General features: G+C 62.9%; 16 protein-coding genes. 3 read left to right on the plus strand and 13 right to left on the minus strand.

Annotated elements, in window-relative coordinates; translation table 11 throughout:
* Positions 1–236: 236 nt before the first annotated feature.
* From rraA to clpS, 3 genes are all read right to left on the minus strand, one after another.
* The gene (gene rraA, locus pbN1_RS14240; RefSeq protein WP_169202241.1) at positions 237–716 is read right to left on the minus strand and encodes a ribonuclease E activity regulator RraA; all 480 of its coding nucleotides are present in this window, start codon (positions 714–716) and stop codon (positions 237–239) included.
* A gap of 129 nt (positions 717–845) precedes the next feature.
* Positions 846–3,119 carry an ATP-dependent Clp protease ATP-binding subunit ClpA gene (gene clpA / locus pbN1_RS14245; protein WP_169202240.1) on the minus strand — a complete coding sequence of 758 codons (2,274 nt, stop codon included), beginning with the start codon at positions 3,117–3,119 and terminating at the stop codon, positions 846–848.
* Positions 3,120–3,121: 2 nt separating this feature from the next.
* Complete coding sequence (gene clpS / locus pbN1_RS14250) at positions 3,122–3,430, minus strand: ATP-dependent Clp protease adapter ClpS (RefSeq protein WP_053422617.1); 309 nt, start codon at positions 3,428–3,430, stop codon at positions 3,122–3,124.
* Between the two features lie 406 nt (positions 3,431–3,836).
* Here clpS and pbN1_RS14255 point away from each other — a divergent pair, with 406 nt between their 5' ends.
* The gene (locus pbN1_RS14255) at positions 3,837–4,040 is read left to right on the plus strand and encodes a cold-shock protein (RefSeq protein ID WP_011238349.1); all 204 of its coding nucleotides are present in this window, start codon (positions 3,837–3,839) and stop codon (positions 4,038–4,040) included.
* A 137-nt stretch (positions 4,041–4,177) separates the two neighbouring features.
* On the opposite strand, the gene rpmG is transcribed toward pbN1_RS14255, so the two are convergent.
* Entirely contained in the window at positions 4,178–4,345 is a 168-nt protein-coding gene (gene rpmG, locus pbN1_RS14260; RefSeq protein WP_011238350.1) for a 50S ribosomal protein L33, read from the minus strand.
* A 40-nt stretch (positions 4,346–4,385) separates the two neighbouring features.
* A complete protein-coding gene (gene rpmB / locus pbN1_RS14265; RefSeq protein WP_011238351.1) occupies positions 4,386–4,622 on the minus strand; it encodes a 50S ribosomal protein L28 in 237 nt (78 codons plus the stop codon).
* 146 nt (positions 4,623–4,768) lie between these two features.
* Here rpmB and tsaD point away from each other — a divergent pair, with 146 nt between their 5' ends.
* Complete coding sequence (tsaD, locus tag pbN1_RS14270; RefSeq protein ID WP_169202239.1) at positions 4,769–5,797, plus strand: tRNA (adenosine(37)-N6)-threonylcarbamoyltransferase complex transferase subunit TsaD; 1,029 nt, start codon at positions 4,769–4,771, stop codon at positions 5,795–5,797.
* A gap of 56 nt (positions 5,798–5,853) precedes the next feature.
* Here the strand turns inward: tsaD and plsY are convergent, their stop codons facing one another.
* Positions 5,854–6,447 (minus strand): glycerol-3-phosphate 1-O-acyltransferase PlsY, encoded by a 594-nt coding sequence (plsY, locus tag pbN1_RS14275; protein WP_169202238.1) that lies wholly within the window; start codon positions 6,445–6,447, stop codon positions 5,854–5,856.
* A 41-nt stretch (positions 6,448–6,488) separates the two neighbouring features.
* Between plsY and pbN1_RS14280 the strand changes: the two genes are divergently transcribed.
* Complete coding sequence (locus tag pbN1_RS14280) at positions 6,489–6,866, plus strand: dihydroneopterin aldolase (RefSeq protein ID WP_011238291.1); 378 nt, start codon at positions 6,489–6,491, stop codon at positions 6,864–6,866.
* Between the two features lie 42 nt (positions 6,867–6,908).
* Here the strand turns inward: pbN1_RS14280 and pbN1_RS14285 are convergent, their stop codons facing one another.
* From pbN1_RS14285 to leuS, 7 genes are all read right to left on the minus strand, one after another.
* The gene (locus tag pbN1_RS14285) at positions 6,909–7,277 is read right to left on the minus strand and encodes an H-NS histone family protein (protein WP_169202237.1); all 369 of its coding nucleotides are present in this window, start codon (positions 7,275–7,277) and stop codon (positions 6,909–6,911) included.
* Positions 7,278–7,415: 138 nt separating this feature from the next.
* A complete protein-coding gene (gene ybaK, locus pbN1_RS14290; protein ID WP_169202236.1) occupies positions 7,416–7,904 on the minus strand; it encodes a Cys-tRNA(Pro) deacylase in 489 nt (162 codons plus the stop codon).
* Entirely contained in the window at positions 7,901–8,395 is a 495-nt protein-coding gene (locus pbN1_RS14295; protein ID WP_169202235.1) for a methylated-DNA--[protein]-cysteine S-methyltransferase, read from the minus strand. Before pbN1_RS14295 ends, ybaK begins: the two co-directional genes overlap by 4 nt.
* 164 nt (positions 8,396–8,559) lie before the next feature.
* A complete protein-coding gene (locus pbN1_RS14300) occupies positions 8,560–9,837 on the minus strand; it encodes a glutamate-5-semialdehyde dehydrogenase (protein ID WP_169202234.1) in 1,278 nt (425 codons plus the stop codon).
* A gap of 93 nt (positions 9,838–9,930) precedes the next feature.
* On the minus strand, positions 9,931–10,938 hold the full coding sequence (gene holA, locus pbN1_RS14305) for a DNA polymerase III subunit delta (RefSeq protein ID WP_169202233.1): 1,008 nt from the start codon (positions 10,936–10,938) through the stop codon (positions 9,931–9,933).
* Entirely contained in the window at positions 10,935–11,444 is a 510-nt protein-coding gene (locus pbN1_RS14310) for an LPS-assembly lipoprotein LptE (protein ID WP_169202232.1), read from the minus strand. The genes holA and pbN1_RS14310 overlap by 4 nt, the downstream gene beginning before the upstream one ends.
* Positions 11,445–11,453: 9 nt before the next feature.
* Positions 11,454–14,075: a leucine--tRNA ligase gene (gene leuS, locus pbN1_RS14315; RefSeq protein WP_169202231.1), complete on the minus strand. Its 2,622-nt coding sequence runs from the start codon at positions 14,073–14,075 to the stop codon at positions 11,454–11,456.
* Positions 14,076–14,156: the final 81 nt, after the last annotated feature.

Genomic DNA, 14,156 nt, shown 5'->3' on the forward strand with positions numbered 1-14,156 from the left:
GGTTTTCGCTCTGCAGCAACAGGTCTTATATAAGATATAAGAAATTATTTAAGCGTTGCATTTCATATGCTTGGGCTCGATATTTTGTATCGTGGAACGACTGCCGGCGTTGTGAAATGAAACGCTGCTGCATTGCCGCAGAAAATGCGTGTTGTACAGGCCGCCCTGGATATCTGGTGAGAGCCGGCGATGAACGAAGCCGGCGCAACGCTGTACGCCGGTTTGCGGGGAATGAATCAGAGCAGCGACGATTCCGAAACGACAATGCCATCCTCGTCGGCGTACACAAAATGTCCCGGTGTGAAGGTCACGCTGCCGAACGTCACGGCGATGTCAGGGTCTCCGACGCCTTTCTTGATGCTCTTGAGCGGATGGGTGCCGAGTGCGAACAACCCCAGTTCCATCGTGCCGATCGCCTTCGAGTCGCGGATGCAGCCATACACGATGACCCCGGCCCATTGATTCTTCACGCCGAGCAGCGCCAGCTGGTCGCCGACGAGCGCGCATCGCATCGAGCCGCCGCCATCGACGACGAGCACTTTGCCCTGGCCCGGCCCTTCGAGTGCGGTGCGCACCAGGGAGTTGTCCTCGAACACCTTGAGCGTCGTGATCTGACCGCAAAAAGCACCGCGTCCGCCGTAGCTCCGGAACATCGGGCTGACGACTTTCACGCGGCTTTCGTGGGCATCACACAGATCGGCGGTCTGGAATTCCATGCTTCTTCCTTCGTCTTGAGGTGGGAGAAAGTGTACTGTGGCGACGCCATTCACGAGCGACACCGGGTGCTGCGGGCGCAAAAAAAAAAGCGGCCCGCAGGCCGCCCTTCCGGAGCGCGACGAATCAAGTCAGGCCGTAGCCGCCTCCATCTGGTCGAAAACCAGCTTGACCTTCCCGTCCGCATCCAGATCGATGGTCACCTTGCCGCCGTTCGCCAGCCGGCCGAACAGCAACTCGTCGGCCAGTGCAGACCGGATCGTGTCCTGGATCAAGCGGGCCATCGGGCGCGCACCCATCATCGGATCGAAGCCTTCGCCGGCCAGCCATGCCTTCAACTCGTCGGTGAAATGGGCCTCGACCTTCTTCTCGTGCAACTGCGCCTCGAGCTGCATCAGGAACTTGTCGACAACGCGCAGGATGACTTCGTTGTCGAGCGCCTTGAACGAGATCGTCGCATCGAGCCGGTTGCGGAATTCCGGCGAGAACATGCGCTTGATGTCCGCCATCTCGTCGCCCGCTTCGCGCTTGGCCGAAAAACCGATCACCGCTTTCTGCATCGACTCCGCTCCCGCATTCGTCGTCATGATCAGGATGACGTTGCGGAAGTCCGCCTGGCGGCCGTTGTTGTCCGTCAGTGTGCCGTGATCCATCACCTGCAGGAGAATGTTGTAGATGTCCGGATGCGCCTTCTCGATTTCATCGAGCAGCAGCACGCAGTGCGGCTTCTTCGTGATCGCCTCGGTGAGCAGCCCGCCCTGGTCGAACCCGACATACCCCGGCGGCGCGCCGATCAGGCGGCTGACCGCGTGGCGTTCCATGTATTCGGACATGTCGAAGCGCACCAGTTCGATGCCCATCGTGAACGCCAGTTGTCGCGCGACTTCCGTCTTGCCGACGCCGGTCGGACCGGAGAACAGGAAGCTGCCGATCGGTTTCGCCGGATTGCCCAGGCCGGAGCGCGACATCTTGATCGCCTTGGCCAGCGCGTTGATGGCCGCTTCCTGGCCGAACACGACGTTCTTCAGGTCGCGCTCGAGGTTCATCAGCGCAGTCTTGTCGTCGTTCGACACGCTGCGCGGCGGTATCCGTGCGATCTTCGCGACGATATCCTCGATTTCGCCCTTGCCGATCAGCTTGCGCTGCTTCGATTTCGGCAGGATCCGCTGGGCCGCGCCCGCTTCATCGATGACGTCGATCGCTTTGTCCGGCAGGTGACGATCGTTGATGTAGCGCGCCGAAAGTTCTGCCGCAGAGGACAGCGCCGCCGCCGAATACTTGACGTTGTGATGTTCCTCGAAACGGCTCTTGAGGCCCTTCAGGATCTCGACCGTTTCCGCTACCGATGGCTCTGAAACATCGACTTTCTGGAAGCGCCGTGACAGCGCGTGGTCTTTCTCGAAGATCTGGCGGAACTCCGAATAGGTCGTCGCGCCGATGCACTTCAACTGCCCGGACGACAGCGCCGGCTTGAGCAGGTTCGACGCGTCGAGCGTGCCGCCCGATGCCGCCCCTGCACCGATGAGCGTATGAATCTCGTCGATGAAGAGAATCGCGTTCTGGGTTTCGCGCAGCTGCTTGAGCACGGCTTTCAGCCGCTGCTCGAAGTCGCCCCGATACTTCGTGCCCGCCAGCAACGCACCCATGTCGAGCGCATACACCTGAGCCCCCTCGAGGATCTCGGGAATCCGCCCTTCGATGATCCGCCGCGCCAGGCCTTCCGCAATCGCAGTCTTGCCGACACCCGCTTCGCCGACCAGCAAGGGGTTGTTCTTGCGCCGGCGGCATAGCGTCTGGATGACGCGCTCGAGCTCCCGGTCGCGTCCGATCAGGGGGTCGATCTTGCCGACCAGTGCCTGCTGGTTGAGATTTTGCGTGTAATTCTCGAGTGCGCCGCCCGGTTGTGCCGTTTCCGTCTCCTGCTCGCCTTGTTCGGACTCGTTGCGTCCCGGTGCATTCGCACCTTGCTGGGGCGCCTTCGCAATGCCGTGCGAAATGAAGTTGACGACGTCCAGTCGCGAAATATTCTGCCGCTGGAGGAAGTACACAGCGTGCGAATCCTTCTCGCCGAAAATGGCGACCAGGACGTTCGCGCCGGTGACTTCCTTTTTGCCCGACGACTGGACGTGCAGTATCGCGCGCTGGATGACGCGCTGGAATCCGAGCGTCGGCTGCGTATCGATCTCGTCCGCGCCTTCGACCCTCGGAGTGTGTTCGTTGATGAAAGTCGTCAATTCCCGCCGTAGTTCATCGACGTTTGCGGCGCACGCGCGCAAGACTTCGGCGGCCGACGGATTGTCGAGCAGCGCCAGCAGCAGATGTTCAACAGTGATGAACTCGTGCCGCTTCTGTCGCGCCTCGACAAAGGCCATGTGCAGACTGACTTCAAGTTCCTGCGCGATCATTCTCAATTTTCCTCCATCACGCACGCCAGCGGATGCTGGTGCTGCCGGGCAAAGGCGACGACCTGTTCGACCTTGGTCGCGGCGACGTCCTTCGGAAAAACGCCGCACACCCCCATGCCTTCTCTGTGGACTTGGAGCATGACCCGTGTCGCCCGTTCGCGGTCCATGCCAAAAAATTTCTGCAGCACGACTATGACGAAATCCATCGGCGTGAAATCGTCGTTGAGCAGTAGCACCTTGTAAAGTGGCGGCGGTTTGGTGCGAGTTTGCTCCGCCTCGAGTAAAAACTCGTCCTGCTTTTGAGTAGCCATGCGGTTCATTCTAATGAAGTCGAGGCAGAGTGCAACATGCCACCGGGAGAGTAAAAACGGCCTGTACGACGGCGAAAAAGCGATGCGAGCGCTGTTGCGTTGCAAGAACGGCTCCCGGGAGCTCCGGTCAGCTTCATTTCACGGGGGGCGTCGTTGTGCGGTGAGAGGGGAGTGCGGGAATTGATGCGATGCAAAAAACCGCTCCCCTACGAAACTCTTGACGCTGTTCGCGCAAATGCGTAAAAGCAGGATCGTGCGAAATGCAAAGCTAAACGCGATGGTTCTGCACGTTTTGGCTGTTTGCGCAGTCCGATTTGGCTTTACCGGCTCCGTTTTGTCACGCATTCATGCACTAAAGGGGTGGTTTCCTGCATCGTTTTAAGCAATTTTGAAGGATTACGGCAACATGGCAACTGGTACCGTCAAGTGGTTCAATGACTCGAAGGGCTTCGGCTTCATTACTCCGGACGATGGCAGCGAGGATCTCTTCGCGCACTTTTCCGCGATCAATATGAACGGGTTCAAGACGTTGAAGGAAGGGGAGAAGGTTTCCTTCGAAGTTACCCAGGGTCCGAAGGGCAAACAGGCCTCTAACATCCAGAAGGCCTGATAGTCCTGGCAATCCGGCACGCTGAATCACTGTCGCGGGACGGGTTCCAGAAAGCAAGAGGCCGCCGGAGCGATCCGGCGGCCTCTTGCTGCTTGTGGGAGCGAAACGCCCTGTGCGGGCATCGCTCGCCGAGCATATCACTTTAGCTTGATTTCCTTGTACAGCACGTGCTTGCGTACGACCGGATCGTACTTGTTGAACTCAAGCTTGTTCGGGGTGGTGCGCTTGTTCTTGGATGTCGTATAGAAGTGACCGGTACCTGCGGTCGACTCCAGCTTGATTTTTTCGCGGGCGCCTTTGGCCATGTGAGTCTCCGTACGTTTGCTTCAGTTGCGTGGCGAGACGTCAGACCTTCTCGCCGCGGGCGCGAAGTTCGGAGACGACCACGTCGATGCCTTTCTTGTCGATCGTGCGCAAGGCGGCATTGGAAACGCGCAGGCGGATCCAGCGGTTTTCGGATTCGCTCCAGAATCTGCGGTTTTGCAGGTTCGGCAGGAAGCGGCGCTTGGTTTTGTTATTAGCGTGGGAAACGTTGTTTCCCACCATCGGTGCTTTACCGGTCACTTGACAGACGCGAGCCATACGATGCTCCAGGGAGTTCGGATTTCGGAAAACCTCGGATGGTATCGCAGAAGCCCGGGAGGGCGCAAGAAATCAAAATAGAGTGCATGCCGGACGGGCCGTTAGAATAGGCGCCTGTGCGAACGTGCCGTCCAAATGGTGGGGTGATGAAAGTACTGGGAATCGAGACTTCTTGCGACGAAACGGGCGTGGCGATCTTCGACACTGCGGCCGGTTTGCTGGGGCATTGCGTCCACACGCAGATCGCGCTGCATGCCGCATACGGCGGCGTGGTCCCGGAGCTGGCGTCGCGCGATCACATCCGCCGCCTGCCGCTGCTGGTGAGGCAGACGCTGGATGCGGCCGGCTGCGAGCTGTCGCAACTCGATGCGATTGCCTACACGGCGGGACCGGGGCTTGCCGGTGCGCTGCTCGTCGGCGCGAGCTTCGCCGAGTCGCTGGGACTGGCGCTCGGTGCACCGGTTTTGCCCATTCACCATCTCGAGGGCCACCTGCTGTCCCCATTGCTCGCCGCCGATCCGCCGGCGTTTCCGTTTGTCGCGTTGCTCGTGTCAGGTGGCCATACTCAGTTGATGGGGGTGACGGGGGTGGGGGAATATGCCCTGCTCGGAGAGTCGGTGGACGATGCGGCCGGAGAGGCGTTCGACAAGACGGCCAAGCTCCTCGGCCTCGGCTACCCCGGCGGGCCGCAACTGGCCGCCTTGGCAGAGTGTGGGCAAACGGGCCGTTTTCGCCTGCCGCGTCCGATGCTGCGTTCGGGCGATCTCGACTTCAGCTTCAGCGGGCTCAAGACCGCGGTCCTCAACGTCGTGTCGGCGCCCACCTGGCGGGCCGAGGATGTGGCTGACCTGGCGGCGGATTTCCAGGCAGCGGTGGTCGAGGTGCTGTGCGCGAAGGCGCTGCGTGCGCTCGAGCAGACCGGGTTGTCCCGCCTCGTTGTGGCCGGCGGGGTGGGGGCCAATCGCCACCTGCGTGAGCGACTCGACGCGTCGACGCGGCGCAAGGGCTGGCGCGTGTATTACCCGGAACCCGAACTGTGCACCGATAACGGCGCGATGATCGCGTTCGCCGGCGCGCTGCGCGCCGCTGCCGGGCAGTGCGGGGGCGAAACTCCGGCGGTGCGGGTGTTTCCTCGCTGGCCTCTGGCCGAACTGCACTCACCCGTCCGGGCGTGAGCGAGCGGCGGCCGGCGATTGCGCCAGCGCAGGATGTGCATTGCTGCGCCTCGGGGTCAGCTCTTGCTTGCGCCGATCTTGCTTTCGGATCCGTTCATCAGTTTTCGTATGTTCGGCGCGTGGCGCCAGACCAGAATGCCGGCGATCAGCGCGAGCACGGCGACCGTCGGGGTGGCGCCCAGCAGGACGGCGCCGGAAATGGGCGTGATCACCGCAGCGGACAGCGCCGCCGCCGAAGAGTAGCGGGTGAGGATCGCCACCGCGAGCCATACGAGGAGCGCGCTGAGTGCGACCCAGGCATTGATTCCGGCAAGTACGCCCAGCGCGGTCGCAACGCCCTTGCCGCCTCGGAAGCGCAGGAACACGCTGAACACATGGCCCAGAAACGCGGCCAACCCAGCCAGTGCTGCTTCGACCGGTGAAAAACCCAGCTTCGCAGCGCCCCACACCGCGAGCCATCCCTTGGCGCAGTCGCCGACCAGGGTCAGCAGCGCCGCGGCCTTGTTGCCGCTGCGCAGGACATTGGTCGCCCCGGGGTTGCCCGAACCGTAGCGGCGGGGGTCCGCAAGTCCGAACAGGCGGCTCGACACGATGGCGAACGGTGTCGAGCCGAGTACGTACGCTGCGAGCAATAACAGGAGGAAATTCATTTTTTCACCTAGAATTGCCGGAATTCTAATCGGGAAACAGCATGGATTTCATCTTTATCGAGGAGTTGCGGGTGCAGGCCTGGGTGGGCATCTATCCCCGTGAAAAGGCGGCGCCCCAGCCGGTCGAACTGAATCTGACTTTCGGCGTGCCGGATTCCGCTGCCGAAAATGACGACATTGCGGGGACCATCAACTACGCGGATGTGATCGAACGAATCCGGAAGGAATTGGCCGAACGCCATTTCAATCTGATCGAGACGCTCGGAGAATTCGTCGTGAAGCTGCTATTCGACGAATTCGGCGCACCGTGGGTCAAGATCCGCATCGCGAAGATCGGCGTGAAGAAAGGCGTGCGTCGCGTCGGCGTGTATATCCAGCGTGGACGCGAAGGGATCCCGCTCCCGGCCACTGCAATCTGAACAGTGGCTGTGACGCGCTCGTTCAAGAGGCGCCACGACGGGTTATTTTTCGGCAGCGATCTCGAGCTCCACGAGGGGCTTGTCCTGGGCAAGCCAGTCCACCACCCAGTGCGGCTTCCTGCCGCGCCCGCTCCAGCTGATCGCAGGATTTTCCGGGTGACGGTACTTTGCCGGAATGGGGTTGGTTTTCTTGGCCGCGGGTTTCGTTTTCCGCTTGCCGGGGCTGCGCTTGTCTTCGCTCGCCGGGGCGCTTCCGATAAGGTCACTGAGCGACAGACCTTCGTCCGCTGCCATCTTCTGCATTTTCTTGATCAGTTCGCGGCGCGTGTTATCGCTACGCCGACGGATTTCCGTTTCTACCTTTGATTGCAAGCGCCGCAATTCGGTCAGCGACAAAGTGGCCAGGTCCATGGTTTCTCCAGATATCGGGGGTTCGTTCGTTATGACGACAATGGATCGGGGATAAAACGCAAAAATGCATACCCATGATCATTGCTAATTATTTTGCCAGTAAATCCGGAGAATTAAAACGTTGCGGACGAATGCGGCCTAGATTCCGGCGCTGACGAGCTGGGGTTGCAATACTCGCAGAATTTCCTGTGGAGATATCCCGAGCAGGAATCCTCGCCGACCGCCGTTGATATAGACGAGTGGAAGATCGACGATCGAGTTTTCCAGGAATACCGGCAGGCGTTTTCGCATGCCGAAAGGAGAAGTGCCGCCGACGAGATAACCCGAATGACGATTTGCGACTTCCGGAGTGCATGGCTCGATGCGTTTCCGGCCCGCTTGCCGGGCGAGTTCCTTCGTGGATACTTTTCGGTCGCCGTGCATCAACACGATCAACGGCGCGCCGCTCTCATCTTCCATCACGAGCGTCTTGACGATCGCGTGTTCGTCGACGTCCAGTTCCCGTGCGGAGACTTTTGTTCCGCCGTGAGGTTCATAACTATAAAGATGGGTCGTATATGTCACGCGATGCTGCTTCAGGAAACGGGTGGCCGGCGTTTCCGGCGCGTGATGTTCGGTTCTGCTCACCGGTTTGCCTCGAAAGCGAGAAGCCAGTGCTTTGCGTCGATCAGGTAGCCTCCGGATGCGCCGGCAAATCCGCCGATGCCTGTCGCGGACACGACGCGATGGCAGGGAATCACGAGGGGAAACGGGTTTGCCCGGCAAGCCTGGCCGACCGCTCGGGCGGCGCTGCCGAGCGCATCCGAGAGATGGGCGTACTGCCGCGTCTCGCCGCGCGGGATCGCCGCGATCGCGTCCCATACCCGCCGCTGAAACAATGTGCCACGCGTCGCCAGTGGCAGGTCGAAGGGACGGTCCGGGTCTTCCAGCCACGCGTAGATCTGGGTGGCGGCGCGCTCGGCGAGCGCGCAGTCAGGCGGTATTGCGCGCGTGCCCGGGGGGAGGAAGACGAGTTCGTGGATGGCATTTCCTGCCACGCGGATGCCGAACGCGCCGAACGGCACGGAGAGTGTCGCGGCGAAAGTGGCGCCGGATGAATCAGTCTGGTGGGAGCCCATGTTCAGCGATGCAGTGTCGAGGAAGATTCAGGACCCGCGAGTCCGCCGCAGGCCTCCGGTTGTCGGGATCCCCGCCTCCCTGACGATGGAGGGTATGTCCCCGAGCGGTCGCGCACAACGCCCTTCCGGGCGCTGGCGCTGAATGCGGAAGCGCGGGCAGTTTTTCAGCGGCGGACTTCCCCGTTGCCGAAGACGATCCATTTCTGGCTGGTCAGCCCCTCGAGTCCCACCGGGCCGCGGGCGTGGATCTTGTCCGTCGAGATTCCGATTTCCGCCCCGAGACCGTATTCGAAGCCGTCGGCGAAGCGCGTCGAAGCATTGACCATCACCGAGGACGAGTCCACCTCGCGCAGGAAGCGCATCGCGCTGGTGTAGTTTTCGGTGACGATCGCTTCAGTATGGCCCGAGCTGTAGGTGTTGATGTGCGCGATGGCGTCGTCGAGGCCGGCAACCACTTTCACCGCGATGATGGGGGCGAGGTATTCCTCGGACCAGTCCTGCTCGCTCGCGGCCCGCAGCTTGTCCGCGGCAATGCCGGCCGCGCGCAGGATTGCCAGTGATTGCTCGCAACCGCGCATCTCGACGCCCTTTTTCGCGAGCATCCGGCCGATTTCCGGCAGCAGGCGCGGCGCGACCTCGCGGGCGACGAGCAATGATTCCGCCGTGTTGCAGGTGCCGTAGCGCTGCGTTTTGGAATTTTCGACGATCGGCACGACTTTCGCCACATCGGCATCGCGATCGATATAGACGTGGCAGTTGCCGTCGAGGTGCTTGATGACCGGCACCCGCGCTTCCTTCGAAATGCGTTCGATCAGACCTTTGCCGCCGCGGGGAACGATGACGTCGACGAACTCGGGCATCGTGATGAGGTGGCCGACCGCGGCGCGGTCGGTGGTCTCGACGACCTGTACCGACGTTTCCGGCAACCCGGCAGCGGCGAGTCCTGCCCGGACGCACTGCGCGATCGCCTGGTTGCAGTGCAGCGCCTCCCTGCCGCCACGCAGGATTGCGGCGTTGCCGGACTTGAGGCACAGCGCCGCGGCGTCGGCGGTCACGTTGGGGCGCGCCTCGTAGATGATGCCGATGACACCGAGCGGCACGCGCATCTTGCCGACCTGGATGCCGGACGGGCGACGCTTGACATCGGTGATCTCGCCAACCGGGTCGGGCAGTCCTGCGACCTGTTCGAGCCCTTCGGCCATCGCCTCGACGCCCTTGGCAGTCAGGGTGAGGCGATCGATCAGCGCCGCTTCGAGTCCCGCGGCGCGCGCCTCGTCGAGGTCGCGTGCGTTCGCCGCGAGCAGTTCCCCGGCCTGTTCCCGAATGGCTGCGGCCATCGCGACGAGCGCGGCGTTCTTGTCTGCCGTCGAAGCGGCCGCAAGCACGCGCGAGGCGGCGCGTGCCTGGCGACCCAGAGTCTGCATGTAGTCGTGAATGTCCATCGGATTCTCGATGTTGCCGTGCAAAAGAGGATTAAAGCATCGATCGGCTCGCCCCCGCCAGTCTGCACGCCCGCGATGAGGCGACCGGACCAATCAGCGTCGTGCGAGTCGCATCGCCAGCTGCAGGAATTCGTCCCACACATCGCCGGGAGCGAGCCCCTTGATGATGCGGTCGATCTTCGCCGCGTGCAGCAACGCGGCGCGAAGCGTGCCGATTCGAAACCGCACCAGCGCAGTGCTTAGCGCGTGCTTGCGCCGTTCGTCGAAGATTCGTTCGGCCTTGAATAGCGTTGCAAGCGGCTGGCCGGCGGCTTTTCCCGCGCACAGCGTGGCCAGCATCCTGATTTCGTTCGCGAGTGCCCACAGCACCAGCGGCGGCGCCGCGCCTTCGCCCTGCAGGCCTTCCAGAAGTCGTGTGCACCGGACCGGGTCGCCTTCGACGAGCGCGTCGCGCAGCTTGGCAATGTCGTAGCGGGCGACGTTCAGCACCGCATCCTGAGCGTCCTCCATGCTGAGGTTTCCTTCTGCATGGAGCAGGCCGAGCTTGAGGATTTCCTGGTGTGCGGCGAGCAGATTGCCTTCGACGTGGTCGGCGATGAAAGCGAGCGCTTCCGGGCTTGCCGTCTGCTTTTGCCGCGCCAGCCGTGCCGCGATCCATTCTCCAAGGCGCTCGCGTTCCGGGGCGTTGAGCTCCACCGTCACGCCGGCTTGCGTCAAGGCGGTGAACCACGCTGTCTTGCGCGCCGCCCAGTCGATCTCGGGCAGCGTGACCAGCGTCACGATACCGCTGGCGAGGCTGCGCGCATAACGCTGAAGGGCGTCGCCGCCGTCGCGTCCCGGCTTTCCGCCTGGAATGCGCAGGTCAATCAGCTTCGAGTCACCGAACAACGACAGATTTCCTGCTGCGGCGGTCAAGCTTTCCCACCGGAAACCCTGCCCGACGACCAGCGTTTCACGCTCGTCGAAGCCCTGACGGCGCGCCGCCGCGCGCACCAGGTCGGCAGCTTCGAGCACCAGCAGCGGCTCGTTGCCGTGCAGCAGGTAGAGTGGGGCGAGCGGCTTTGCGAGATGTGCGGAAAGCTGCTCGGGGCGCAGATTCACGGCTTCGCGGCTGCCAGGCGGCGCATCAGTTGATCGACGAGGTCGATCAGCATGTCGCGGAACAGCAGGGCTTCTTCCTGTTCCTTGGCGAGGACCTGCGCGTCATCGAAGTTGTATTCGCGCCGCGCGGAAATCGTCGTCAGGGGAATCCATTCGTTGCCGTTGCGGCCGACGAGCCGGAAACTCAGGAGGCGCTGGAGCTGGTACTCGCGCACCTTGCCCCCCCCGGTGAGCGTGAGGATTTCGCGCTCGGCCTGATCGCGCAGGATTTCGAGCCTGACGTCGGCTTTCGCCGGGTCGTCCGTGACCGTAGTGTTGCCGTTCGCGACGATGCGGCGATGCAGCGCCGCGCCGAGGTCGGACTGCATGCTGACGCCGAGGTAAATGCTGGGAAACGCGAGCGGCTGCGGGCCGCGCAACTTGAATCCGCAGCCGCCGAGCAGCGCAGCGGCCGCCAGCGTGCCGAACGCCAGGATCAGGCGGCGGCGGGTAGGGGAGGACTTCATCGACATCGCTCAGACGACGATGTTGACGAGGCGGCCGGGCACGACGACGACTTTGCGCGGCGGCTTGCCTTCCATGAATTTCTGCGCCGCCTCCGAACCGAGCGCGAGCGCTTCGATGGCGGAATGGCTTGCCCCCGCGGCGACGCGCAGGCTGCCGCGCAACTTGCCATTGACCTGCAGCACGAGGTCGATCTCGTCCTGCCTGAGCGCGTCTTCGGAAGGCTCGGGCCAGGGAGCGTGCAGCACGTCGCCGGCGAAGCCGCAGTCCTGCCACAGCGCGTGCGCGAGGTGCGGCGTGATCGGCGCGAGCAGGCGCAGCAGGATGTCGAGTCCTTCCTCTGCGACCTGTGCGTGGGGGACCTCGACATCACGCGGCGCTTTTTCGAGGGCGTTGAGGATTTTCATCGCGGCCGACACGACGGTGTTGAACTGGTGCTTGCCGAAATCGTAGTTGGCCTGCCTGAGGCAGGCGTGGATCTCGCGACGCACTGCGGCGAGCGCTTCCGGCAGCCGGGCAGCGCCGAGCTGGCGCTCCGCCGGCAATCGGGGACGGAACTCGCTGACGAAAGCGTGCCCGAAGCTCCACACGCGGCGCAGGAAGCGGTACGCGCCTTCGACGCCGGAGTCCGACCATTCGAGCTGCTGGTCCGGCGGCGCGGCGAAGATGATGAACAGGCGCGCCGTGTCAGCACCGTATTGATCGACAAGCGCCTGCGGGTCGACGCCGTTGTTCTTCGACTTCGCCATCTTCTCGATGCCGCCGATGACGACCGGCGCGCCGTCGGCGGTGAGTTTTGCGGCGACGATGCGGCCTTTCTCGTCACGTTCGACTTCGACGTCGGCCGGATTGATCCACTGCTTCTTGCCGCCGTCGGCGTCGCGGTAATAGGTTTCGGCGACGACCATGCCCTGGGTCAGCAGGTTCGTGAAAGGTTCGGACACATTCACGAGCCCTTCGTCGCGCATCGCGCGCGTGAAGAAGCGCGAATACAACAGATGCAGGATCGCGTGCTCGATGCCGCCGATGTACTGGTCGACCGGCGCCCAGTAATTGACCCGCTCGTCGACCATCGCCTGCCCGTTGTCCGCCGAGGCGTAGCGCAGGAAGTACCACGACGACTCGACGAACGTGTCCATCGTGTCGGTTTCGCGTTTTGCCGGCTTGCCGCACTTCGGACAATCGCATTCGTAGAACTCGGGCATTTTCGCGAGCGGCGAACCGCGACCGGTGACGGCGACGTCTTCGGGCAGCACGACCGGTAGTTGCTCGTTCGGCACCGGCACGTCGCCGCAATCGGCGCAGTGGATCATCGGTATCGGGCAGCCCCAGTAGCGCTGGCGCGAGATGCCCCAGTCGCGCAGGCGGTACTGCGTGCGCTTTGCGCCGAGGCCTTTCGCTGCGAGGTCGGCGGCGATCGCATCGACGGCATCCTGGAAATGCAGACCGTCGTATTTGCCCGAATTGACCAGCCGGCCCTGCTCGGCGTAGGCGTCCTGCCACGGCGCGAGCGTATCGGTGTAGGCATCGCGCGTCGACCTCACGACCATCCGGATTGGCAGCCGGTATTTCGTCGCGAACGCGAAATCGCGCTCGTCGTGCGCTGGCACTGCCATCACCGCGCCTTCGCCATAGCCCATCAGCACGTAGTTCGCGATCCACACCGGCAGATGCTCGCCGGTGAGCGGGTGCACGACGCGCAGGCCCGTCGGCATGCCCTTCTTTTCCATCGTCGCCAGATCGGCCTCGGCGACGCCGCCGTGCCGGCATTCGTCGATGAAGGCCGCGAGTTCCGCGTCGTTCGCCGCGGCCTGGAGTGCCAGCGGGTGTTCGGCGGCGACGGCGACGTAGGTCGCGCCCATCAGCGTGTCGGCGCGGGTCGTGAACACCTTGAGCGCCCCGGAAGAGCCGATCGTCGACACCTCGTACGGGAAATGCACCTCGACGCCTGCGGAGCGGCCGATCCAGTTCTTCTGCATCAGCTTGACCTGCTCCGGCCAGCCCGGCAGGGCGTCGAGCGCTTCGAGAAGCTCATCCGCGTAGGCGGTGATCTTCATGTAGTACATCGGGATTTCGCGCTTCTCGATGAGCGCGCCGCTGCGCCAGCCGCGGCCGTCGATGACCTGCTCGTTCGCGAGCACCGTCTCGTCGACGGGGTCCCAGTTCACCGTGCCGAGCTTCTTGTAGATCAGCCCCTTCTGGTACAGGCGGGTGAACAGCCACTGTTCCCAGCGGTAGTAATCCGGCTTGCAGGTGGCGAGCTCGCGCGACCAGTCGATGGCAAAACCGAGACGCTTGAGCTGCGTCTTCATGTAGTCGATGTTGGCGTAGGTCCACTTCGCGGGCGGCACGTTGTTCTGGATCGCGGCATTTTCGGCCGGCATACCGAACGCGTCCCAGCCCATCGGCTGCAGCACGTTGAAGCCGCGCATGCGGTGGTAGCGCGCGAGCACGTCGCCGATCGTGTAGTTGCGCACATGACCCATGTGCAGCTTCCCCGACGGGTACGGGAACATGCTCAGACAGTAATACTTGGGCTTGCCGGCGTCCTCGGCGACTTTGAATGCCTGGGTGCTTTCCCAGTGCTGCTGGGCGGCGGCTTCGACTGCGGCGGGAGTGTATTTGTCCTGCATCGGGGGCTGGCGTAGGGGCGTGGAAAACGCGCAAGTATATCGCGAAGCCAGCACTGCCCGGGTTGCCTGCCGGATTGCGGG

This window comes from Aromatoleum bremense (assembly GCF_017894365.1).
Taxonomy (GTDB): Bacteria; Pseudomonadota; Gammaproteobacteria; order Burkholderiales; family Rhodocyclaceae; genus Aromatoleum; species Aromatoleum bremense.

Excerpts from the sequence above, each read along its gene's own strand:
- rraA (WP_169202241.1), bottom strand. The coding sequence starts at position 716 with ATGGAATTCCAGACCGCCGATCTGTGTGATGCCCACGAAAGCCGCGTG.
- clpA (WP_169202240.1), bottom strand. The coding sequence starts at position 3,119 with ATGATCGCGCAGGAACTTGAAGTCAGTCTGCACATGGCCTTTGTCGAG.
- clpS (WP_053422617.1), bottom strand. The coding sequence starts at position 3,430 with ATGGCTACTCAAAAGCAGGACGAGTTTTTACTCGAGGCGGAGCAAACT.
- pbN1_RS14255 (WP_011238349.1), top strand. The coding sequence starts at position 3,837 with ATGGCAACTGGTACCGTCAAGTGGTTCAATGACTCGAAGGGCTTCGGC.
- rpmG (WP_011238350.1), bottom strand. The coding sequence starts at position 4,345 with ATGGCCAAAGGCGCCCGCGAAAAAATCAAGCTGGAGTCGACCGCAGGT.
- rpmB (WP_011238351.1), bottom strand. The coding sequence starts at position 4,622 with ATGGCTCGCGTCTGTCAAGTGACCGGTAAAGCACCGATGGTGGGAAAC.
- tsaD (WP_169202239.1), top strand. The coding sequence starts at position 4,769 with ATGAAAGTACTGGGAATCGAGACTTCTTGCGACGAAACGGGCGTGGCG.
- plsY (WP_169202238.1), bottom strand. The coding sequence starts at position 6,447 with ATGAATTTCCTCCTGTTATTGCTCGCAGCGTACGTACTCGGCTCGACA.
- pbN1_RS14280 (WP_011238291.1), top strand. The coding sequence starts at position 6,489 with ATGGATTTCATCTTTATCGAGGAGTTGCGGGTGCAGGCCTGGGTGGGC.
- pbN1_RS14285 (WP_169202237.1), bottom strand. The coding sequence starts at position 7,277 with ATGGACCTGGCCACTTTGTCGCTGACCGAATTGCGGCGCTTGCAATCA.
- pbN1_RS14295 (WP_169202235.1), bottom strand. The coding sequence starts at position 8,395 with ATGGGCTCCCACCAGACTGATTCATCCGGCGCCACTTTCGCCGCGACA.
- pbN1_RS14300 (WP_169202234.1), bottom strand. The coding sequence starts at position 9,837 with ATGGACATTCACGACTACATGCAGACTCTGGGTCGCCAGGCACGCGCC.
- pbN1_RS14310 (WP_169202232.1), bottom strand. The coding sequence starts at position 11,444 with ATGAAGTCCTCCCCTACCCGCCGCCGCCTGATCCTGGCGTTCGGCACG.
- leuS (WP_169202231.1), bottom strand. The coding sequence starts at position 14,075 with ATGCAGGACAAATACACTCCCGCCGCAGTCGAAGCCGCCGCCCAGCAG.